A 24283-nucleotide genomic window follows, 5' to 3' on the forward strand; every position below is an offset into this window, starting at 1 on the left:
ACTTCCCATTATTTTCCAGCATCTAACCTTTTAGGACGGCAAGAAAGACAACCTTCTTTTCTAGCAAAGCCACATTAAATAAAAAAAGACACCAACCAGACCATTTAAGGACTCAGTCATGTCTTCATGTGTTTAATCAAACTGACCTTCTTTTTTCAACTCCGTCAGAAGGACTTCCCATCTTGGATCTAGCATCCATTTTGGATCTTTTACAATTTCTGCTGAAACACGTCTGGCTTCTTCTAAGATAGGAAAGTCTTCGACAATGTCAGCTGTTTTAAATTCTGGTAAACCTGATTGGCGGGTACCAAATATCTCTCCCGAACCACGCATTTTCAAATCTTTTTCTGCCAAGATAAAACCATCATTAGTCTCGCACATGGCAAGCATGCGGTCTTTTCCGGTATCAGTTTTAGGATTGGCAATAAGCACAGCGTAGGATTGTTTATGGCCTCGACCAACACGGCCTCGAAGTTGGTGCAACTGGCTAAGCCCAAAACGATCTGCATCCATGATTACCATAATCGTAGCATTGGGAACATTGACCCCAACTTCGATAACAGTCGTTGATACCAATACGTGACTTTTTGCGGCTTTAAAGGCCAACATAGTTGCTTCTTTTTCATCAGCTTTCATGCGACCATGCATCAAGTCTACCCGAAAATCTTCTCCGAAGAATGCTGCCAACTCAGCATGTAAAGCCACAGCATTTTTCAAGTCCAGGGCTTCCGACTCTTCAATCAAGGGAGAAATAACATAAGCCTGAGCCCCCTTAATCAACTCATCTTTCATCCATGTTAAGACCGTATTCAACTGCTCGTGCTTGACCCATCTGGTCACGATTGGTTTTCTCCCTGCCGGCAATTCATCAATGATAGAAACGTCCATCTCGCCAAAGGTCGTGATGGCAAGCGTGCGGGGAATTGGTGTGGCTGTCATCATCAGAACATCGGGATTCTCCCCTTTTTCTCGAAAAACGCGACGCTGATTAACACCAAAACGATGCTGTTCATCCGTGATAACCAAACCTAACTTATGGTAGGTCACAGCATCTTGAATTAAGGCATGCGTTCCTACAATCATATCCATAGAACCATCAGCAATGGCTGCTAAAGCAGCACGCTTGACCGATGCCTTCATACCAGACGTTAAGAGAGCCACATTGAGGTCTGGAAACAATTCTGTCAAACTGGCAAAGTGCTGTTCAGCTAGAATTTCTGTTGGCACCATAAGCGCTGACTGATACCCAGCAGTGTAGCTAGCGTACATGGCTAAACTGGCAATAACGGTTTTCCCAGAACCCACATCTCCCTGTAAGAGACGGTTCATGTGGGCACCTGATTTCATATCTCCTAAAATGTCAATCAGACTTCTGGATTGGGCACCTGTTAAAGGAAATGGCAGTGCTTTGACTTTTTCATCGACCATTGCTTGGTCAAAATGAAGAGCTAAGCCACTAGTCTCAGACTTATTTTCTGCCTTTAAGACTTGTAAATTAAGCTGAAAATAGAATAGTTCTTCGAACTTAATTCGTCGTAGAGCTTGCTTGTAAGCTGCCAAATCTTTTGGAAAATGCATAGCTGCCACTGCTTCCTGCCTAGTCATCAAGCGATACCTTTGAAGTAAAACTTGAGGTAAATTTTCTCTAATCGATCCCAGCAATTGGCTGTCAAAAGCAGATTTGATAGCTTTTACCAAAGCGGATTGAGAGACGCCTTGGACAACATGATAGACTGGCTGCATGTCGTCTTCAACCTGTGCTAATATTTTCATACCTGTTAGGGCAGATTTTTTAGCATCCCACTTTCCGAAAACAGCGATGTCACTGCCCACCTCAATCTTATCAGCAAGATAGGGTTGGTTAAAAAAACTCACAGCGATAACCGCTTCCTCTTGTTTGATTTTAAAGGATAAACGATTTCGTTTAAAACCATAATACTGGACATTAGCCGGTGTTACTACCTGACCGGTAACGACAGCCTTCTCACCATCCATAAGGTCAAAAATAGAACGACTTTTAAAATCCTCATAACGGAAGGGATAATACAAAAAGAGATCTTCAATCGTGTATAAGCCTAATTTGGCAAACTTTTCCGCAGACTTAGGTCCAAAACCTTTCAATGCTGCAATCGGTGATTGTAAATTCATATATCTATTATAACAAAGGGAGCCTCGATTGGCTCCCTTTAATCTTTCTATCTTATACTCATCCAAAATCAAAAAATAACACGATGTATCACATAGCAAAATAAGATTCCGCAGTTTAGAGCGAACGAAGTGAGCTTGAAAGGATAGTTTCGCCGTAGTGGTATGATTAGTGACACTGTTCTATCACTAATAACGGAATTTTTGAGACCTAGGCTCAAAAATTAGGAATGAAACTCCGAAGGAGGTTGCTTCGGCCCGCACTACTTAGGATAAGATCAAAAAAGTTATTTTTTGAAATTAACTGAGTATTAATTTAGCGCCATACTGCCTTGTTTAATTGACCCTAACAGTATTCCATTCAAATAGTATCAATATTCTCTCGGCACACGGTCACTGATTAAACAGAGAACTTCATAATTAATGGTGCCACGCTTTTCGGCGATATCAGTTGCTGAAATCGACTGGTCACCGCTCTTTCCAATGAGAGTAACTTTAGTTCCCAAGGGGTATTTTTTCGGTAAACGAATGGTAGCCTGATCCATAGAAACACGTCCAACCATTTGACAAAACTGACCATCTACTAAAACGTCAAAATCTTGCATATCACGCGTCCAACCATCTGCATACCCAATTGGCAAAGTTCCTATCCATTCAGCTGTTGGCGAATGATAAGTCCCTCCATAACCAACTGAAGCTCCTGCTGGAACTTCCTTAACATGGACTAAGGCTGATTCTAGGCGTAGCGCTGGTTCAATATCATAAGGCAGTTCTAAAGCGGTACCACTTGGATTAAGACCATAGATGACCACGCCCAGACGAACGGCGTTAAACACTGTATCGGCATGCCAAATACTGGTTGCAGAATTACTAGCATGAACGACGCAAGGGCAATTGTCCAATGACGTTACGACCGCTTTAAAGAAGGCTAACTGTTCTTCAAATTGATCTTGATCTGCTTCATCTGCTGTTGCAAAATGGGTGAAAATCCCTTCAACAAAAGCACCTTGTTCTTGTAATTCAGCAATCAATGTTGCCGTTTCTGCTTGACTTCTCAAACCAATTCGCCCCATGCCTGAATCAATCTTAATGTGGCAGGTGAGACCCTTCAAGTCAATCTCTAAGCTTTTAGCCAAACTCATCCATTCCAGACTGGCAATGGTTAAGGTCAGCTGGTAATCAATTGCCAGATAAACTTCCTCTGGCAAAACAACTCCCAAGATAAGAATTGATTTTGTTACGCCCGCCTGACGTAGTTCAATTGCTTCATCCATGTTGGAAACACAAAAGCCGTCCACTTGTCCTTCTATATGACGAGCAACAGCAATCGCCCCATGGCCGTATGCATTAGCTTTGACAACTGCCCAAACCTTAGGCTGACTGGGAATATGGTCAACAACGGTACGAATATTGGCTGAAATAGCATCCAGATTAACCTTAGCCCTTGTTGGCCTATGTAAACTTGATATCATAAAAGCACTCCTTTTCCTCCTAGAACAGTGACTTTAATCTTCTAGAATCACACTTGCTTGAACAAAGCCCCCACTGTGTGAAATCGAAAGATGACTCTGCCCCTCAAAAGGTGATTTATTGACATAGGGTTTACCAAGTTGATCTGATAAGATTTCGATGTCTTGAAAAGAAACCTTTCCAATGCCAGTTCCATAGGCTTTGGAAAAAGCTTCCTTGGCAGACCACCGTCCGGCTAAAAATTCTATTTGACGCTTACCTTTTAAAGCATTAAAACTCATCAGTTCATTTGGAGTTAATACACGATCGGCGAAGCTCTTTTTCTTATGATAAGCCTGTTCTATCGCTGAAATATCTTGCAAATCAATGCCATGTCCTACTATCATCTGAAATCTTCCTAAAAAGAGAGTAAGCACTCTCCAGTCTCCTGTCAAATCCTTACTCCACCTTATTGTTTAAACAGCTTGTTTCACAATACCATTAAAATCGAGATCGACCGTGGCAATTTTTAAATTTCTTGCCTGAACCACATGGGCACAACTCATTACGTCCAACATTGTTAAAGTCAATCGCTTCCATTTGAGCAACATCCGTTCCTTGTTTGGCAGCGATATTCTTAACAGCAGTTGTTGTCGCATGCTCTTGAGTTTGCTCGCGTTCTTGCTCATGAATTTGAGCTTTCATCATCGTTCTGGTAACATCAAATTCAATGGCACCAACCATATCGTTGAACATACGAAAACCTTCTGTTTGATATTCAACAATAGGATTATTTTGGGCATAACCACGAAGACCTACTGAGTTACGCAACTGATCCAAAGCATCAATATGGTCTGTCCATTTATTGTCCACAACCATCAGAATCAAAACTTTTTGGAATTCAATAATAGCCTGTTCATCTGGCAACTTGGCAATCTGTTGGTTGTAAATGCGGAGAGCATGGTCATAAAGGTTTTCTTTGATGACACTAAATTTTTCGCCTTCCAAATCAGATAGACTAATGGCTTCTTCTGGCAAAATGTTATTTTGAGCGAATGTCAGAATACCTTCATAAGCCTCATCTTTTGGCATGCGACTATGACCATCAACGGCACGAGCAATGGTCCGCTTAATCATGGCTTTAATTTCTGGTCCAAGATCACGTGTTGATGTAATGACATCATAACGGTCAGCATAGATGATTTCACGTTGCTCACGCATCACATCATCGTATTGGAGAACTTGCTTACGGGTGTCGTAGTTATTACCTTCAACACGTTTTTGCGCAGCTTCCACTTGACTAGTGAAGACACGTGATTTAATGACAAGGTCCTCATCTTGATCAGCATTGAAACGCTCTAGGAAGTTTTTGATACGATCAGTACCAAAGCGGCGAAGCAATTCATCCTCTAGTGACAGATAGAATTGTGACTCACCTGGGTCACCTTGTCGACCTGAACGACCACGGAGCTGATTATCAATACGACGACTTTCGTGACGTTCTGTCCCAATAACACAGAGCCCGCCTAGTTCACGGACACCTTCACCAAGCTTAATATCGGTTCCACGACCAGCCATGTTGGTAGCGATAGTAACTGCTCCGCGTTGACCAGCATTCATGATGATTTGAGCTTCTTTAAAGTGGTTTTTGGCATTCAACACTTCATGAGGGATACCAGCTGCAACCAAATTTTTTGAAATCAATTCACTGGTTTCAACAGCAACTGTACCAACCAAGATGGGTTGTCCTTTAGCATGACGTTCCTTGATATCTGTAATAACAGCACGGAATTTGGATTCTAATGTTGGATAGAGTAAATCCGGATTATCAATACGTTGAATAGGGCGGTTAGTTGGAATCGGAATAATACGCATGTTATAAATCTCGCGGAATTCCTCTTCCTCAGTTTTACCAGTACCAGTCATACCTGCCAATTTTTTGTACATACGAAACATATTTTGGTAGGTAATAGAAGCTGATGTCTTAGATTCATCCTGAATAGGTACATCTTCTTTGGCTTCAATCGCTTGGTGAAGACCGTCAGAGAAGCGCCGACCTTCCATCGTACGACCGGTAAATTGGTCAACAATTAAGATTTCTTGATCTTCGCTAACCACATAGTCGATATCCAAAAGCATAATGTAGTTGGCACGAAGGGCATTATCAATAAAGTGAGTTAGAGCAACATTTTCTAAATCATACAAGTTGTCAAGTTTGAAAAATTTCTCTGCCTTATCAATCCCTGAATCCATAAGACCAATTGTCTTACTTGGCACATCAATGGCATAATCATCTCGATTCAACGTCTTTACAAAGCGATCTGCCATATAATAAAGCTGGTTAGTTTCTGAACTTGCTGGACTAGACACAATCAATGGGGTTCTAGCTTCATCAATCAAGACAGAGTCCACCTCGTCAACTAGAGCAAAGTTCAACGGACGTTGTACCATATCTTCTTGACGAACCACCATGTTGTCACGAAGATAGTCAAACCCAACCTCTGAGTTGGTAGAGTAGGTGATGTCGCAAGCGTAGGCTTCACGTTTTTCAAAAGAAGATTTTGCTGCAAGGTTAATCCCTACTGAAAGTCCCAACCAGCTATACAATTCTCCCATCTCAGTCGCATCACGTGTTGAAAGGTATTCATTAACTGTGATAACATGAACCCCCTCACCAGCAAGAGCATTGAGGTAGACAGGCATAGTCGCTGTCAGAGTTTTCCCTTCACCAGTACGCATTTCTGGTACGTCACCATGGTGGAGAACAATCCCACCCATGATTTGGACGTGGTAAGGATAGAGTCCCAACACACGCTTAGCACCTTCGCGGACAACTGCAAAAGCTTCTGGAAGGAGATCGTCTAAAGTTTCTCCACTTTGATAACGTTTCTTAAATTCTTCGGTTTTAGCTTGTAAGTCAGGATCGCTAAGAGCCGCCATCTCATCAGCATAGCTCTCAACTTTTTTGGCTAGTTTATCAAGTTTTTTTAATTCACCTTTATCATTTTCAATGATGTCTCGGATTATATTTGCCATCTTTTTCCCTTTCGATAGTCTTATCTTCTCATTTTAGCATAATACAGGGGTAAATTCAACGAAATAAAAAGAAGGAAAACGACTATTAATCAAGTAAATAGTAGCAATATCCATCCCACAAAAAAACTATGATAAACAGTATCCGCTTTGGAAGTTAAACAAAACTCTATAAAAGGTAGCGACATTAAAAGGTGATACTTAACTGTAAATAACAAAATTCTTAGGAATCTTGATTTAGTAACTTTTCTGAGACAGGGAACCGATTGACAAGGCAATACTCATCCGAATTCAAAAATAGCGCAGCCAGTCTCTGTGTACAAACGATTTAGTTGGGAAGAAGTACGTTTTTTGCCACAACATTATGAAACTGCCATTTCTAAATTTTGCTAAGTATAAATACCTCAGAACATGGTCAACCCCTCTCCAACATGAAAATGTCGAAGCATTAACCTTTACATCACGAAATCATAAACCTCTTAGAGGCATTGATATGACAGTGTCTTTAGAAGATTCTTGTTTCCCAACATAAAGAAAAAAAGATTGAAGAAAATAGTCCGAAATGGACTTTTTCTTCAATCTGCTGACTTACCAATAAATACCTTCGTCCCATCCGCTGACTAGCTAAACTTCGTTCATCACGATTGTTTGAAATAGCTTTCGCCGATTTCATATCTCAGTTCAAACACTAAGGCAGTAAGGCAGCTTTTAATAAACTACCTTAAAAATATAAAGGAGAACACAAGATCGAAAGCTTCGAGTTAACGATTTTGCTTCTGCTCTTCCTTGGGAAATACTGCTATAAATTCAGAGACTATTGCGCCCATTTTTTCCTTGAAAAACGGAAGATTTTCTGGTCTTGCTGAAACTGTTACCATAGGGCTTGCGACAAAATCTGCAAAATAGCTATAGGCTAACTGACGATCCTGATAATGAAATTTCAACAATGGATGTGGGGTTTTATCACCACAAGGACCCGGTTCTGAAATGGAAAGCGCATAGTGATTGCTATCATAACGCTTCACTTGAAAATAACGCCCCTGATAAAAGATAGCTTCCTCAGGAAAATGATCAATCAGCCAATCCAGATCAGTCATCATTTTTTTCTCCTACATGACTGACAATCATATCAAGTTTACCATCAAACTCCCACGATTCAACTTGATTAGGAATAATGAAATGATCTCCTTTTCGAATGCAGAAAATGCCATTGTCTACTGTAATGTGGCCTTCACCATCGATAACACTAACTAATAGATACGGTGCCGTTTGTTGCATAACAACGGATCGGCTAACTTTCCAGTTATAGACCGTAAAGAAAGGATTAGCAACCAAGAGTGTTGACGCAAGCCCTCCAACTGCAAGCTTAGCAGGTGTGCTATTTTGCGGTTGTCCAATCGTCATCACATCGACGGATTCTTTCAAATGAAGTTGCCGAAGATTACCTTGAGCATCTTTTCTATCAAAATCATAAACACGATAGGTCGTATCACTTGATTGTTGGGTTTCTAAAATCATGATTCCCTTACCGATGGCATGCATAGTACCACTTGGGACATAGTAAAAATCACCTGCTTTTACTGGAATACGAGTCAAGAGGTGTTCCCAATCAGCTGATTCAATCATCTGAGCCAACTCCTCTTTGGACTTAGCATTGTGACCATAGATGATCTCAGCTCCCTCTTCAGCCGAAAGAATGTACCAACATTCTGTTTTGCCTAGTTCTCCTTCATGAATCATGGCATAATCATCATCTGGGTGAACTTGGACACTCAACCAATCATTAGCATCAAGAATTTTGGTTAACAATGGAAAAACACCACTATCTGGATTGCCAAAAACATCTGGATGATTTTGGTAAAGTTCATCCAATCCCATACCCTTGAATTTACCATTTTTAATTGTAGACACACCATTTGGATGCGCTGAAATAGCCCAACATTCACCGGTATGATCCGATGGAATCTCATAACCATATTCTTGTGCTAGGCGACTACCGCCCCAAATTTTCTCTTGCATCACTGGTGCTAAAAATAAAGGCTTAGCCATATCCATTTCCTTTCAAGTTTCTTCATTTTAGAAGCAAATTAGAGTCATTATACCCCTTTTTAGAAGGCGGTTCAAGACAAAGTCAACTTATCTCCAAAAATCTCTGCCCAAGACTAACCATTTAGAACAGAAAAAATCTGGCCGCAACCAGATTTTTTTACTGTAGTCCATAGCTAGCTTTTCGATCAGCAACATCTTTGGCAAGCGCAAAGTTACCCAATGTCGCTGAGCCATTTTCCGCAACAGCCGGTGTTACGATATACTCTGTCACATCAGGGACTGGAAGATAGCCGTTGAGTAAGGCGGTGAATTTTTCGCGAACACGACGCAACATATGCTCCTGTGCCATAACCCCTCCGCCAAAAACAATCACTTGTGGTCGATAGAGAACTGTCGCTTGAACAGCTGCTTGAGCGATATAGTAGGCCTGAATATCCCAAACATCTGAATTTTGGTCAATCAATTCACCACGAATTCCTGTACGGGCTTCAAGGGACGGACCAGCAGCTAAACCTTCTAAACAACCCTTGTGGAAAGGACAAACTCCTTGAAATTCATTGGCATAATCGCGGGGATGACGAGGAACATAGACATGGCCTGCTTCTGTGTGGCCAACGCCACCAACAAATTCACCTCGTTGGATAGCACCAGCTCCGATACCCGTACCGATAGTATAATAAACCAAGCTATCGACACCTTTACGTGCCATAACTTCCCCATAAGCAGAACTGTTTACATCTGTTGTAAAGTAAAAAGGTATGTTGAATTCTTTCGAAATCAACCCAACCAAGTCAACATTCGCCCAATGCTCTTTTGGTGTTGTTGTGATATAGCCGTAGGTATCAGAATTTTGGTCAATATCAATCGGACCAAACGAACCAATGGCAATACCTTTCAAATCCTCTTCATAACGTTTGAAGAATGCCACCGTACGTTCAATGGTTTCATAAGGTGTTGTCGTTGGAAATTGTGTTTTTTCAACCACTTGAAACTGTTCATCACCGATAGCACAAACAAACTTTGTCCCACCAGCTTCCAAACTCCCGTATAATTTAGGCATAATATCTCCTTTTTTCTGTCTCGCATTGTTATCTTTATTATAAGTAAATTTAGTGCTTCTCGCAAGAAATGTCCTGTCGTCTCTCAATAAGAAAATACTCTAATCTAAGACTAGAGCATTTCTCGAGAGTGTTGGATTATTTGACCGCAACCAAAGCATCACCTTTAGCAACTGTTCCTGTTGCTAGGGTATTGATCTCAGCGTAATCCGCCGTATTTGTCACGATAATCATAGTTGTGCTATCAAGACCTGCTGCTGCAATTTCATCGAGATCAAACGTTCCAAGAACATCACCTTTTTTAACGGTTTGATTGGCTTTCACTTTTTGGTCAAATCCTTTACCATCCATCGAAACGGTGTCAATACCGATATGGATAAGAATCTCTGCTCCATCATTCGATTTAATCCCATAAGCGTGCCCCGTTTCAAAAGCAATTTGGATAACACCGTCAACTGGAGAGTAAACCGTATTGTTAGTTGGTTTGATGGCAATCCCTTTACCCATCGCTTCTGAGGCAAACACTGGATCATTAACAGACGTTAAGGCAACAACTTCACCATGAAGAGGTGACACAATCGTTTCCTCTGAAAGTGCTACAGGAGCAGCTACTACAGATTCTGATTTGACGTCTTCAGTAGAGGTAGGTGCCACTTGTTGGGCAACCGTTTCTTCATCTTTGTAGCCGAAGAAGTAAGTCAGCACGAAGGCAAGAGCAGTTGTTCCAAGAACCATGATGACATATTTAAGTACTTGACCGTTGAGGTAAAGTAGCGTACCTGGAATGATTGTGATTCCAAAACCAGTACCAGCAAGATTGAAGATTGATGCCAACCATCCACCAGCTGCACCGGCGATAAGACCCATGATAAATGGTTTACCAAAACGTAGGTTAACCCCAAAGATAGCAGGTTCAGTAATACCAAGACCAGCTGAAAGAGCTGCAGGGAAAGCAAGAGCTTTCAATTTTTTGTTTTTCGTTTTAACACCAACTGCAAGCGTTGCACCAGCTTGTGCTGTCATCGCTGCTGTGATAATGGCGTTGAATGGGTCTTTACCATCAGCCGCAATTAATTGTGACTCAAGGAGGTTAAAGATATGGTGAACACCAGTAACAACGATGATTTGGTGAAGACCACCAAGGATAAGACCTGAAAGACCAAGCGGCAAGTTAAGAATAAATTTAGTACCAGCTAGAACATAGTTTTCAACGCTATGGAAGACTGGGCCAATAACAAAGAGTGCCAAAGCTGACATAATGGTAAATGTCAAGAATGGGACAACTAGAAGGTCAAGAACGTCGGGAATCACTTTATGTAGTTTTTTCTCAAGTTTAGCACCCAAAAGACCTACGAAGAAGGCTGGGAGAACTGAGTTTTGGTAACCAACAACAGGAATAAATCCGAAGAATTCAATTGGCTTAGCTGCTCTTGAGGCAACATCCCAAGCATTTGGAAGGGCTGAGTTTACCATCATAAGACCCAAGACCAAACCGATAACTGGATTACCACCAAATACTCGGAAGGCTGACCATGAGATCAAGGCTGGGAAGAAGGCAAAAGCTGTATCAGTTAAAACAACGGTATAAGTATAGAAGTTTGTTGATGAGAAGGCTTCTGAAGTTGTTCCAAACATCCCCAAAATCGTATCGTTGTTGATAGCACCACGGATACCCATGAAAAGACCAGTTGCAACGATAGCTGGAAGCAAGGGAACAAAGACATCACCAAAAGTACGAATAGCACGCTGGAAAGCATTTCCTTGTTTAGCAGCTTCTTCTTTTTGTTCACCAGTTGATGAGGTTGGAAGACCTAAGGCAACCACTTCATCATAAATTTTATTGACGGTACCTGTACCAAAGATGATTTGGTATTGACCTGAATTAAAGAAAGCTCCCTGTACTTTTTCAATTTCTTCAGTTCTGGCTTTATCGATTTTTGATTCATCGTTAACCATCACACGAAGACGCGTGGCACAGTGTGCAACACTTTTAACGTTATCGCGACCACCAAGAGCAACGATGACTTCTTCTGCAATTTGCTTGTTATCCATTTGCAAAAAGACTCCTTTTATCATTTTCTATTAAGTTTAGTGAAAGCGTTTCACATCACACCATCATTTTATCAGGTTTTTAAAATATGTCAAGCGTTTTGCAGAAAATATTATATTTAGACAGTAAACCATTGATTTTTAGTGAGAAAACGTTTACTATATAATTGACATCTTTTGACAGAAAAAGTGTTTTTTCTGCCTATTACTAACACAATAGAAAGGACGTGTTCAGTTGGTAATCGTCAGCTGAACACGGAGCTACTCACATATTTGCTTAGCTCTGATGTATCATATTTATGAAGTTATCTACAGAAATTCGCTATCGCCGTTATGAGGATTGGACAGAAGACGACAAAAACAAGGTTGCTGAAAATAAGGCAAAATCGCCATGGCTCACTAGCTATCACTTAGAACCAAAAACCGGCTTATTAAACGACCCAAATGGCTTTTCTTACTTTAATGGCAAGTTTCAACTCTTCTACCAAAATTGGCCATTTGGTGCCGCTCACGGCTTAAAACAATGGGTTCACACTGAATCAAGTGACCTTGTCCATTTTAAAGAGACAGGAATTACTCTAGAGCCTGATCATGTCAACGATAGTCACGGGGCATACTCAGGTTCTGCCTATGAGATTGATGGTAAGCTTTTTCTCTTTTATACTGGCAACGTCCGTGATGACAACTGGATTCGTGACCCGCTTCAAGTCGGAGCTTGGATGGATCAGGATGGTCATATTGAAAAATGTGACAAGGTTCTTATTCCACAACCAGATGATGTGACCGAACATTTTCGTGATCCGCAAATCTTTAACTATCAAGGACAATTCTATGCCATTGTAGGTGCCCAAAACTTTGATAAACAAGGTTTTATCAAACTTTATAAGGCTACTAACAATGATGTTCATCACTGGGAATTTGTTGGAAATCTTGAATTTGGTGGAACTGGATCAGAATACATGATTGAATGCCCAAATCTTGTCTTCGTTGATGAGCACCCTGTTCTCCTTTATAGCCCACAAGGTTTAGATAAATCTGAACTCAATTATGACAATATTTACCCTAATACCTATAAAATATGTCAATCGTTTGACACAGAAACGGCTAAACTGCTGGGGGCATCTCCCATCTATAATCTAGATTATGGGTTCGAAGCCTATGCAACACAAGGTTTTAATGCTCCTGACGGTAACGTTTATGCGATCAGTTGGATTGGATTGCCAGACATAGACTACCCTACTGACCAGTATGATTACCAAGGAGCTATGAGTTTGGTTAAGAAACTATCCATCAGAGACGGTAAACTCTATCAATACCCTGTCTCAGCTATGAAGGATTTACGATTGGAAGCTAAAGCGCTATCCAATCTATCTAGCAGTCAAAACACTTATGAACTGGAAGTCACCGTCCCTGCTGACGATAAATCCCAACTAGTTTTATTCTCTGATGAAGAGTTAAATGGCCTAAACATCACAATTGATACTATCAAAGGACAAATTCTTGTAGACCGTTCTTCTGCTGGTCAACAGTATGCTATCGATTTTGGTAGCACACGGCAATGTGACATTGATAAAGCAGAAACAAAACTTAATATTTTTGTCGACAAATCAATCTTTGAAATTTTTGTTAACGATGGTGAAAAAGTCTTTACCGGCCGTGTCTTCCCAAGTCAAGACCAATCTGGAATTTATATTAAAGAAGGGCAAATTAGCGGTAGCTACTTTGAATTAAGGGGCTAACATGGTCGCAAAACTCACAGATGTTGCACAACTCGCTGGCGTTAGTCCTACTACAGTGTCACGCGTTATCAATAAAAAAGGCTATCTCTCACAAAAAACCATCGACAAAGTCCATCAAGCCATGCGTGATTTGGGCTACAAACCAAATAATTTAGCCCGTAGCCTGCAAGGAAAATCTCCTCAATTGGTTGGCTTGATTTTTCCTAACATTTCCAATATCTTCTTTGCACAATTGATTGAACATTTGGAAATTCAACTTTTTGAAAAAGGCTACAAAACCATTATTTGTAATAGTCAGCACAATCCCATCAAAGAAAAAGAATATTTAGAAATGCTCGCTGCTAACCAAGTAGATGGCATTATCTCATCCAGCCATAATCTAGGAATCAAAGACTACGAAAAAGTAGAAGCCCCCATCGTTGCTTTCGACCGTAACCTCGCTCCTCACATCCCCATCGTTTCCTCTGATAATTTCGAAGGTGGCAAGCTAGCAGGGCAACTCCTTAAAAAAGCTGGATGTACACATAGTATCATGATCACAGGTAATGATAATTCTAACTCCCCAACTGGATTACGCCAGCTAGGATTTAGCTCTGAACTAGGTAAAGATACGCCAGTTCATCACATTCCGCGGGAGTTATCAACCTTAAGACGTGAAATGGAGATCCGCTCTATCATTGCCAAAGAAAATCCTGACGGCATTTTTACCTCTGATGACTTAACAGCCGTACAGGTAATCAAAGTGGCACAAGAAATGGGCAAACGCATTCCTGACGATCTAAAACTGATTGGGTATGATGGAACGGACTTTATTGAACAATATTTCCCACACCTAACAACGATTAAACAACCTATTGAAGATTTAGCTAGCCTCATTGTAGATGTTTTAATCAAGAAAATTTCTGGACAAGAAACCAGTCGAGACTATGTCCTACCAATTAGTTACTCCGCTGGTAGAACCGTCTAAACAAGATTAGGTTGCCCAAATCGACCATCCAAAAACTTCGTTATTGATAACACCAACTCCGAAAAAGTCAAATTCACCAAAACGCTTGAATCGGAAAATGAATGGAACACATCCACTCAAGCACCAAATTGTTCCTAAATAAAACTCTAAAAAAGAAGCTAGGCTATCTAGCTTCTTTTTCACTCCCCTTTCGCAGGTTGGTTTTGAACCTTCTCAAGAGCTTTCATGATAGTATCTGTGTAATAGCCAGATGCCTTAGCTAATAACTCATAATCCAGCAAACCATCCGTTCGTTCAAAGTGAACGGAATCAGTTCCTTCCCAGATTTCGGGATGAGCTTCTGCTGTTTTTTTCCAATCCGCTACTGCGATAAAGTCATATTTTTTAGCTAGTTTCATTTCATTTTGTCTAGTATCATAAACATTTGATCCTTTAACATTACTGTATGACCCATTATAAGGTGTCACAAGGACCAATCGACGATTAGCAGGTAAACTAGCGACCAAGTCATCCAAAACTTCTTTGCTATTGGTTACTTCGTTCACTCCAACGGCCACAATAATATTTTTGGGCAGGGCGCCATTATCAGCGTAGTTCCTGATAATATTAACAGCTTCAACCAAATTCCTATTACTTTTAGAGTCAATAATGGCTCCTGGAAAACGAGCATTGATACTTTCTCCAGCATGGACTGCGACAGAATCTCCGATAAATAGGAGATCATCTGTCGCTCTTGCTCCAGCAGAATCATAACGTTGTTTGAAGTCATCCAACTTAGCCGTAATACCCTCTAGGTACAACTGTGCACCCAAACGACTCGTTTCAACAGTATGAGAGAAATGAGTTCCGTCAGAGCCTGACCATAATTCGGTGCGTTCTGATGCTATCTTGTACCAGTCCACTACTGATACCCTGTCATCTTTCTCAGCCAACTTCAGTTCATAATCACGGATAGCCTTAATGCTTTCTACCGCTTCTGTTTGACTATAAGGCGTTACAAAGATCAAATGATGATCTTTTGGTAATTTAGATAAGAAGGCTTGGATATATTCTTGATAGTTATAGGGTGAATTAATACCGACTGCAACCACTGTATAGGCTGGTAAATTGCCAGAATCAATATAATTTTGATAAATGTCAAAGGCTTGATCAAAACGCCTACTGTCTGCCACATCAACAGTTGCCAATTTCAGTTTTTCTGGCATGGTATGGACGGAATCAAGGGCAACGGAATCGCCTATCACAAGGACGTTGTCATACGACTCGCTAACAGCCCTCTGCCCAGAAGAGGAGTTTTTAGTGCCACCGACAGCTAATTGCTTAGTTGTCCTCATCCCTATATCAAATTGCTGAAGATTCTTTTCAAGCATATTTTGCTCAAAAGGCCCCAAAACCGGGGCAGCTTTGGCAATTTGAACCGTATAACCCCCCAAAATTATAAAGTAAATCAAGGCAACTCCATAAGCTAAACGTAACAAAATAGCTTGTCTCCTATTACTTTGAATATGTCCCATGAGCATTGGTTCTAAAAGATAGAAGGAAATCGTTGATAAAACAACCGAGGCTAGAGTCGTCACTAGAACAGCCACGTGATCAGAAAATAAATCCTTTGTGATTTGTAAAATAGGCCAATGATAGAGGTAGACACTATAGCTGATATTAGCTAAAAATGAAATCAAGACAGGCTCTGTTTTACCAGAAAATTGATCATGCAAAACACGACACAAAACAATACTAAAGCCAGTTAGAACAGTAGCTAACACAAAACCGAAGCGGTAAGTAAATACACTATCAAAATATAGGCATTTAGCTAATACCAATAGTAGGCTTGTTAACCCTAAAACCAAGCCTAACGTTTGAGTTGACTTTACATTTTTCTTGATACAATCATGTAAGCTGCCCACATACTTAATCCCTGATAAAGCACCAAAGCAACTACCCACAAAAAGAGGAAAAGCATGACTGAAAGTAGAAAAGTAAAGAACAGAATCTTCAACATCCATGAAACTGCCAACCATCATCACCAAAGCACTTGCAAGACCCAAACCAGCTGATAAGCATACAACACCCTTGCGAAAGCTCTCCGGCTTAGGAAGATACTTAACCAAAAGCCATAAGGCAATTCCCCAAAAGAGATAGTATTGAAACTCTATGGCTAAACTCCAAGTGTGCAAAAACAGATGTGGCGAAAACTGATTTTCGTAGTGACTGCCTAGAAGTATTTCATAAATATTAGTCACAAAACCAAGAGCCGCTTTGATTTGATGACCAATTGATGCCAGAAAATCACTACGAATCAATAGGGCAAACGGCATAACTTGCAAAATCATAAAGAGCAACGGTGGCAAAATACGATAAAATCTACGCCTCAAGTAATCGACCAAATCGATTTTCTTTTTCTCATAAACCGCATCTATTAAAAGAGCTGTGATCAAATAACCAGAAAAAGTAAAGAAGATATCTACTCCAATAAAACCACCTGGTAATAGGTCTTTATAAAAATGGTATAACAAGACAAAAAGTAAGCCTAGAACCCTAATAAAGGAAAACCATTGTATCCTCATTTTTGATAAATCCCCTGTTTAAACTTTCCTTGATATTGCTTGCCATCAGGTAATTTCAATCGTCCATGTCCATTGGCCTGTCCTTTTTTAAACTCACCAGTATAAGACCAACCTTCGTGAGAGTAAAAAGTGCCCTGACCATCAAACGCACCGTCTTTAAACTGGCCGACATAGCGATCTTTATTATCATAAGTCAGCGTTCCTTTTCCATCTAGACGTCCATTTCGAAGGACACCATTGTAAGTCATCTTATTATTAGCCAGCGATAAAACCGCCTTCTTGGGATAGGTTGAGTAGATAGTCCAGCCTGCAAAAGTTAAAACCAGCAAGGTAGCCAACGCTTCTAGCAACCTCTTCATTAAAATTTTCATTAGTAACTCCACTGATAAAAACCTTCCAAGACTAACTTGAAAGGTCATTTTACTATTTAATTATTCAACAACAAATTGACTCAAGAGACCATTAATAAACTTAGCTGATGTTTCATCTGAATACTTCTTAGCAATCTCGATAATTTCATTTAAGGCAACGCGCTCAGGTGTTTCCTCAAAAAACTTAATCTCAAACAAGCCAAGACGAAGCATAGTCTTGTCCGTCAAGGTCAGACGCTCGATAGACCAACCCTTACGCAGCTTTTCAGAAATCAAAGCATCTAATTCATCCCTATGGCTTTCAACACCATTAACAAGATTCAACAAGAAAGCTGGAACTTCAACAGTTTCTTCACCATCGACTGTCTTATCATGAAGATATGCCGATTCAGATGCTTGCAAACATTCGCCTCCAAACTCCATGCTAAACAAGGCTTGAAAAGCACGTTCGCGGAGGTCGCGTCTTGAGCCAGTATGGATACTAGTCTTGTACATTCAAAAAATCCTCGCTGAAGAGACTGTTCAAATCAGGTTTTGGAGTCTTTTCAGGGACAATTCCAACTACATGAACATTTACTTGAGCAACTGTTACTTCAGCCATATCATAAACAGCTGCTTTAACAGCTTTCTGTACAGCAATCGAAACCGTTGGCACATTGACACCATATTGAAGATAGACATAAATATCGGCAACAACGTCACCATCCTCGTTATTCTTCAAGTAAACACCACGACCAAGACTTGCTTTACTTAGCGTATCTGCTGCTTTTTTGTTATGCAATGAATGAACACCATCAACTTTAGTTGCAGCAATCCCTGTAATAACTTCCAATACGCGCGGCGAAATAACAATTTCACCAATATTTTCAGTAATCATAGCTTTTCCTTTCGTCATTATAGTTTAAGTCAGTTTTTTCATGTTTGAAAAAACACAACTATAAGTTTCTTTATCTTGGCTTAGGCACGTGAAACGTATGTACCTTCTGCAGTGTTAACAACAAGTTTTTGTCCAACTTCAATGAAGTCAGGAACGTTAACCACAAGACCTGTTTCAAGAGTTGCCGGTTTACCTGAACCAGTAACTGTTGCTCCTTTAATCGATGGCTGTGTTTCAACGACAGTCAATTCAACAGTTGTTGGTACCGTCACACCGATAACTTCTGTCCCATAGAATTGAATCTTAACTTCTTCATTTTCTAACATGTAGAGCAACTCATTTTCCACGTTTGCTACTGGGATTTCGTATTGGTCGTAGCTTTCAGTATCCATGAAGAATGCTGTATCATCCATTTTGTAAAGGTATTGAGCAGGGCGTGTTTCAATGATTGCTTGCTCAAATTTTTCATCTGGACGGTAAGTTGTGTCAAAGGTTGATCCTGAACGCACGTCGCGCAATTTCATACGCATGATAGTGTTACCTTTACCAGGTTTATGGTGACTGGCATCCAAGACCTTAATCAATTTGCCATCAGATGTTACAAAAGTCATACCTGCTCTAAGCTTACTTGCTTCAATCATTCTTTTATTACCTCTTTGTAAAAATTATTTATCACTTCATTTTAGCATAAATACTAGCTTTTGTAAAAAGCCAAACTATTTTTCATGACTTCTCTTCACATTCGCAACTATTCTTGGGTTCCTAGGGTCATGGCAGGTACATCGTGTTGAATATAAGCAACACCTTTTTTCTCCAAGAGTTCAATAGCAAAACGATGTGGCCGGTAGTTAGCCTTATAAGTGATTTTTTTTATCCCTGCTTGTAGAAGGGCTTTGGTACAGTTTAAGCAGGGAAAATGCGTCACATAGATCTCAGTGCCATCTGTTGAGATCCCTTCTTTGGCACACTGGATCAGAGCATTCATCTCCGCATGAACGGTTCTAATACAATGGCCATCTTCCATATAGTGTCCGACTTCATTACAGTTATCCGTTGCTGAAACACCGCCATTATAACCAGTCGCAATAATGCGATTATTTTTCACTAAAACAGCACCTACAAAAGCCCTATCACAAGTGGAACGCTTGGAAATCAACTCAGCATTGGCCATAAAATAATCTTGCCAGGATAATCTCTCCATACTCTCTCCTATTTTAATACGATCAATTCTTTAGGGGCTTGGGTCAATACTTCGCACCCATTTGTTGTAATAACTAAATCATCTTCAATACGGAGCCCGTATTTATTTGGCAAATAGATACCTGGTTCATCCGTCACTACCATACCAGCTTCCAACTTATCCTCACTACCACGGAAAAATGGATTTTCATGAATATCCAAACCAATACCATGACCGATACCATGTGTGAAGAATTCTCCATAACCCGCATTCTCTAAAACCTGACGAGGAATGGCATCAAAGTCTTTATAAGTCATCCCTGCTTTTGCTTGGTCAATCAAGGTTTGATTCGCTCTTAGGACAATATCGTAAATCTCACGTTCTTCATCCGTCACGTGGCCGATATGAATGGTCCGCGTCATATCACTGACGTAATGCTTGTAGTAACAACCGAAGTCCAGGGTTAACGATTCTCCTGACTGAATGATCTTGTCACTGGCTACACCGTGAGGCATAGCAGAGCGATATCCCGAAGCTGCGATAGTCTCAAAAGATACTCCCGAAGCACCGTAGTGACGCATGCGAAAATCAAGGAAATTAGCCACTTGCAACTCTGTCGTTTGACCAGGTTTGATAAAATCAAGCACATCTAGAAAAGCCTTATCAGAAATTTGACAGGCCTGACGGATAGTCTCAATCTCTGATTTGTCTTTTACCACGCGCAAGGTTTCTACAAAATCTGTCTGAGGCAGCCACTGCGTCTGAGGCGACAAGCTTGTCAGTTGCTCATAAAAAGCATAAGAAACCTGACTATCAAAACCGACTCTGGCAAGCTGATCAGCCTTGATTATTTTAGAAACTTCAGCCAAAGCCGTACGTGTCTCAATAATGTCAAATCCTTCAACCACTTCCTTGGCAATCAATGTATAGCGAGCATCCGTCATAAAGATGCGACGATTGCGAGTGATGAAAACGGTACTCTCAGTTCCCCAAAAACCAGTCAGATAGTAAATATTATTTTGCCCTGTCACTAAAAAAGCATCTAAATTTGATTGAGCCAATTTTTCTTCAAAACGAATAACCCTAGAATTCATTACAACCTCCTGAATGAAACATTAAACTTACCTTATTTTAACAAAAAATCCCCGAAAAACGGGGAATAATTCATTATTTAAAAGTAAAGACAATCAAAACAAACTCTACTGACCTGAAACATCTCTTTATCACTTTCCCCATCAAAATTACGATAGCCGCTGACAACATAGTATTTGTACTATTTTCTTGGACACTTCCAATGAAAAGTATCGCTGCCTCTTTAACTCTGTCAAAATAAGCCTAATTATCTTTTATGGTAGTTCCCAAACCAACAAAGGCTGCATCGGCAACAGTTATGCTACCGAGTGAATTCAGATGAAATTGGTAGGTATTAAACGCAGCAACGGTAAAATACAGATATAGTCTTTTGAATTAACGTCCAGCAAATCAAGGCAACAAGGTCTGAATTTAATTTGCTTTTGAAAAAGGATAATACTCAACAAAATTCATAAATAGCGGAATCGTAATGTTATAACAAAATAAGTCATTCCTTTCCAACTAAAATCGTTTGAACACAGAGAATGGATCTCAGCTATTTTTGATTTTACATTAGTATAAGTAGCTATTCTAAAGAAAAACCAAACCCTTCAAGTGGGCTTGGTTATCATGTTATAATTTATTTTTTAAATACTGTCCTGTATAAGAAGCTTCCACTTGTGCCAATTCTTCTGGTGTTCCTGTTGCGATGATCGTACCGCCCCCGACACCACCTTCTGGACCAAGGTCAATGATGTGATCTGCTGTCTTGATCACATCGAGATTGTGTTCGATGACAAGAACAGTGTTCCCTTCGTCCACAAAACGATTCAAAACAGTAATTAATCGGGCAATATCATCCGTATGAAGCCCAGTTGTTGGTTCATCCAAGATATAGAAGGATTTTCCAGTTGATCGTTTATGCAGTTCACTAGCCAGCTTCATCCGTTGAGCTTCCCCACCAGATAGAGTAGTTGCTGGCTGACCGAGTGTCACATAGCCTAGACCAACGTCTTTAATGGTCTGGATTTTACGAGCAATCTTCGGGATGGCTGCGAAAAATTCCACTGCATCATCTACGGTCATTTCTAAAATGTCTGCAATCGTTTTGCCTTTGTAATGCACTTCCAAAGTTTCAGAATTGTAACGTGTGCCATGGCAAACCTCACAAGGAACATAAACATCTGGTAAGAAGTGCATCTCAATCTTGATAATACCATCACCAGAACAAGCCTCGCAGCGACCACCTTTGACGTTAAAGGAGAAGCGGCCCTTTTTATAACCACGAATTTTTGCTTCATTTGTTTGGGCAAACAAGTCTCGAATATCATCAAAAACACCTGTATAAGTCGCTGGGTTGGAGCGAGGTGTACGCCCAATCGGACTTTGGTCAATATCAATCAAGCGCTCAATATGCTCAATGCCTTCCACAGACTGATGCTTACCTGGTTTATCAGAATTGCGATTTAATTTTTGGGCGATAGCTTTTTTGAGAATGCTATTGACTAAAGTTGATTTTCCAGAACCTGAAACACCTGTAACTGCAATAAATTTGCCAAGCGGAAATTTGACATCAATAGTTTGAAGATTATGCTCACTAGCACCTTTAACTTTGATAAAACGTCCATTTCCTTGACGGCGTTTTTCTGGGATAGGGATTGATTTTCGGCCGGATAGGTATTGACCGGTGATTGATTTTTTCGATTTAGCAACTTGTTTAGGCGTTCCCGAAGCGACAATCTCACCACCAAGCGCCCCCGCTCCTGGACCTACGTCAATCAACCAGTCCGCTTCCATCATGGTATCTTCATCGTGTTCCACAACGATCAAGGTATTTCCAAGATCACGCATCTTTTTCAAACTGGAAATTAAACGGTCATTATCCCTCTGATGAAGTCCGATAGAAGGCTCGTCAAGAACATAAAGGACTCCGCTAAGATTCGAACCGATTTGTGTCGCCAAGCGAATACGTTGACTTTCGCCACCTGATAGGGTTCCAGCCATTCGAGATAAGGTTAGGTAATTAAGACCGACATTATTCAAGAAAGTCAAACGATCAGTGATTTCTTTTAGAATTGGACGGGCAATCATTTCGTCATTTTGCCCGAGGGTTAACTGCGAGATTTGCTTTAGATGATCTTCGATGGACAGCTCTGAAATCTGTCCGATATTCATCCCATCCGCTCCTCCAACACGCACCGACAGTGCAGCATCATTGAGGCGATAGCCATGACAGGTCGAGCAAGTCAACTCATTCATGTACTCACGCATAACACTGCGTGTATACTCCGAGTTAGTTTCGTGGTAACGGCGATTAACATTAGTCACCACTCCCTCAAAGGGGAGGTCAATATCACGCACCCCACCAAAGTCATTTTTATAATGAAAATGAAATTCACGGTCTCCAGAACCATAGAGAATCAAGTTCTTATCCGCATCAGACAAATCCTTCCAAGGAGTATCCATGTCAACACCAAAGCTTGTCATGGCTTGCTCAAGCATAGTTGGATAGTAATTGGACGAAATTGGGTTCCATGGCGCTAGAGCGCCTTCTCTGAGAGTCTTTGTCCCATCTGGTACAATCAAATCCAAGTCCACAACCAATTTCATTCCCAAACCATCACAAGTTGGACAAGAACCAAATGGCGCATTAAATGAGAAGAGTCGTGGTTCTAACTCAGGGACAGTAAAGCCACAAACAGGACAGGAGTAATGTTCTGAATATAGCAATTCATTACCATCCATGGTATCGATCATAAGATACCCATCGCCTAGACGCAGAGCAGCCTCAACAGAATCAAAAAGACGTGAGCGAATGCCTTCTTTATTAACCAAACGATCAATGACCACTTCGATATTATGCATTTTACTCTTAGACAACTCAGGAACTTCTGTCACATCAAAGATCTCACCATCTACACGAACCCGAACATAACCATCTTTTTGGATTCGTTCAAAAATCGTTTTATGCTGGCCTTTTTTACGACGAACAACGGGAGCAAGAATTTGCATCCGAGTACGTTCAGGCAATTCTAAAACCTCGTCAACAATCTGTTCAACAGAAGATGCTGAAATAGCACCATGCCCATTAATACAGTATGGCGTTCCTACACGCGCATACAGCAAACGGAGATAGTCGTTGATCTCTGTTGCCGTACCAACGGTCGAACGTGGGTTATTACTAGTTGTTTTTTGGTCAATCGAAATGGCGGGGCTAAGTCCATCAATAGAGTCAACATCGGGCTTTTCCATATTTCCCAGAAATTGACGAGCATAGGCTGAAAGACTTTCCACATAGCGTCTTTGTCCTTCAGCATAAATGGTATCAAAAGCCAATGAAGATTTCCCAGAACCAGACAAGCCTGTCACAACAACCAACTTATCTCGTGGAATCTCCACATCAATATTTTTTAAATTATGGGCGCGTGCCCCATGAATCACTAACTTATCTTGCATAATATTAAGATACAAAACCCAGCTCATGCTTCACCAAAAAAGTAAACGACTAAAAGGGACTTCCTTTCAAATTGTTTTTTCTTTTTTATTGCATTTAGGGCGTATGTCATTCCTTTCATCCTCATTTAGAAGTGTATCCAGTCTTTATCAAAACTTGGTAACAGAGAATTTTCTGCCAACAGTCTAAAAAAGCACTAATCATTTCAAAACTCTTAGAAGTTTTAATTTTTTTAACCATTTAAAACGGCTTTTGATAACTGATTTAACCCCACTTT

The 24283-nt window shown here is 40.5% G+C and carries 18 protein-coding genes; 2 read left to right on the forward strand and 16 right to left on the reverse strand.

All coding sequences use genetic code 11. The features are described 5' to 3' along the window. Positions 1-132 precede the first annotated feature (132 nt). The 8 genes from recG to ABP870_RS02495 all read right to left on the reverse strand — a co-directional run bounded on the left by recG (position 133) and on the right by ABP870_RS02495 (position 11786). Entirely contained in the window at positions 133-2148 is a 2016-nt protein-coding gene (recG, locus tag ABP870_RS02460) for an ATP-dependent DNA helicase RecG (protein WP_350013911.1), read from the reverse strand. 368 nt (positions 2149-2516) lie between these two features. Further along, positions 2517-3617, reverse strand: a complete 1101-nt coding sequence (alr, locus tag ABP870_RS02465) for an alanine racemase (RefSeq protein ID WP_350013912.1) — start codon at positions 3615-3617, stop codon at positions 2517-2519. 33 nt (positions 3618-3650) lie between these two features. After that, entirely contained in the window at positions 3651-4001 is a 351-nt protein-coding gene (gene acpS / locus ABP870_RS02470; RefSeq protein WP_350013913.1) for a holo-ACP synthase, read from the reverse strand. Positions 4002-4095: 94 nt separating this feature from the next. After that, a complete protein-coding gene (secA, locus tag ABP870_RS02475; RefSeq protein ID WP_350013914.1) occupies positions 4096-6630 on the reverse strand; it encodes a preprotein translocase subunit SecA in 2535 nt (844 codons plus the stop codon). A gap of 758 nt (positions 6631-7388) precedes the next feature. Then, positions 7389-7727, reverse strand: coding sequence for a hypothetical protein (locus ABP870_RS02480; RefSeq protein ID WP_350013915.1), 339 nt, complete (start codon positions 7725-7727; stop codon positions 7389-7391). Further along, positions 7717-8676, reverse strand: a complete 960-nt coding sequence (gene manA, locus ABP870_RS02485) for a mannose-6-phosphate isomerase, class I (protein ID WP_350013916.1) — start codon at positions 8674-8676, stop codon at positions 7717-7719. Before manA ends, ABP870_RS02480 begins: the two co-directional genes overlap by 11 nt. Before the next feature lie 157 nt (positions 8677-8833). Then, on the reverse strand, positions 8834-9736 hold the full coding sequence (scrK, locus tag ABP870_RS02490; RefSeq protein ID WP_350013917.1) for a fructokinase ScrK: 903 nt from the start codon (positions 9734-9736) through the stop codon (positions 8834-8836). A 136-nt stretch (positions 9737-9872) separates the two neighbouring features. Continuing rightward, positions 9873-11786: a sucrose-specific PTS transporter subunit IIBC gene (locus ABP870_RS02495; RefSeq protein WP_350013918.1), complete on the reverse strand. Its 1914-nt coding sequence runs from the start codon at positions 11784-11786 to the stop codon at positions 9873-9875. 296 nt (positions 11787-12082) lie between these two features. On the opposite strand from ABP870_RS02495, the gene ABP870_RS02500 reads away from it, so the two are divergent. Together ABP870_RS02500 and ABP870_RS02505 are read left to right on the forward strand one after the other, a co-directional pair. After that, the gene (locus ABP870_RS02500) at positions 12083-13522 is read left to right on the forward strand and encodes a sucrose-6-phosphate hydrolase (RefSeq protein WP_350013919.1); all 1440 of its coding nucleotides are present in this window, start codon (positions 12083-12085) and stop codon (positions 13520-13522) included. A gap of 1 nt (position 13523) precedes the next feature. Continuing rightward, on the forward strand, positions 13524-14489 hold the full coding sequence (locus tag ABP870_RS02505; RefSeq protein WP_350013920.1) for a LacI family DNA-binding transcriptional regulator: 966 nt from the start codon (positions 13524-13526) through the stop codon (positions 14487-14489). A gap of 179 nt (positions 14490-14668) precedes the next feature. On the opposite strand, the gene ABP870_RS02510 is transcribed toward ABP870_RS02505, so the two are convergent. The 8 genes from ABP870_RS02510 to uvrA form a co-directional block, all read right to left on the reverse strand. Next, a complete protein-coding gene (locus tag ABP870_RS02510) occupies positions 14669-17053 on the reverse strand; it encodes an acyltransferase family protein (RefSeq protein WP_350013921.1) in 2385 nt (794 codons plus the stop codon). After that, the gene (locus ABP870_RS02515) at positions 17050-17424 is read right to left on the reverse strand and encodes a hypothetical protein (protein ID WP_350013922.1); all 375 of its coding nucleotides are present in this window, start codon (positions 17422-17424) and stop codon (positions 17050-17052) included. The genes ABP870_RS02510 and ABP870_RS02515 overlap by 4 nt, the downstream gene beginning before the upstream one ends. A gap of 60 nt (positions 17425-17484) precedes the next feature. Continuing rightward, positions 17485-17919 (reverse strand): transcription antitermination factor NusB, encoded by a 435-nt coding sequence (nusB, locus tag ABP870_RS02520; RefSeq protein WP_350013923.1) that lies wholly within the window; start codon positions 17917-17919, stop codon positions 17485-17487. Further along, a complete protein-coding gene (locus tag ABP870_RS02525; protein WP_350013924.1) occupies positions 17906-18301 on the reverse strand; it encodes an Asp23/Gls24 family envelope stress response protein in 396 nt (131 codons plus the stop codon). The genes nusB and ABP870_RS02525 overlap by 14 nt, the downstream gene beginning before the upstream one ends. Positions 18302-18381: 80 nt before the next feature. Further along, entirely contained in the window at positions 18382-18942 is a 561-nt protein-coding gene (gene efp, locus ABP870_RS02530) for an elongation factor P (protein WP_350013925.1), read from the reverse strand. Positions 18943-19049: 107 nt separating this feature from the next. Further along, on the reverse strand, positions 19050-19502 hold the full coding sequence (locus ABP870_RS02535; protein ID WP_350013926.1) for a deoxycytidylate deaminase: 453 nt from the start codon (positions 19500-19502) through the stop codon (positions 19050-19052). Between the two features lie 8 nt (positions 19503-19510). Then, the gene (locus tag ABP870_RS02540; protein WP_350013927.1) at positions 19511-20575 is read right to left on the reverse strand and encodes a M24 family metallopeptidase; all 1065 of its coding nucleotides are present in this window, start codon (positions 20573-20575) and stop codon (positions 19511-19513) included. Positions 20576-21185: 610 nt separating this feature from the next. After that, complete coding sequence (uvrA, locus tag ABP870_RS02545) at positions 21186-24008, reverse strand: excinuclease ABC subunit UvrA (RefSeq protein ID WP_350014009.1); 2823 nt, start codon at positions 24006-24008, stop codon at positions 21186-21188. Positions 24009-24283: the final 275 nt, after the last annotated feature.

This window comes from Streptococcus jiangjianxini (assembly GCF_040225085.1).
Taxonomy (GTDB): domain Bacteria; phylum Bacillota; class Bacilli; order Lactobacillales; family Streptococcaceae; genus Streptococcus; species Streptococcus jiangjianxini.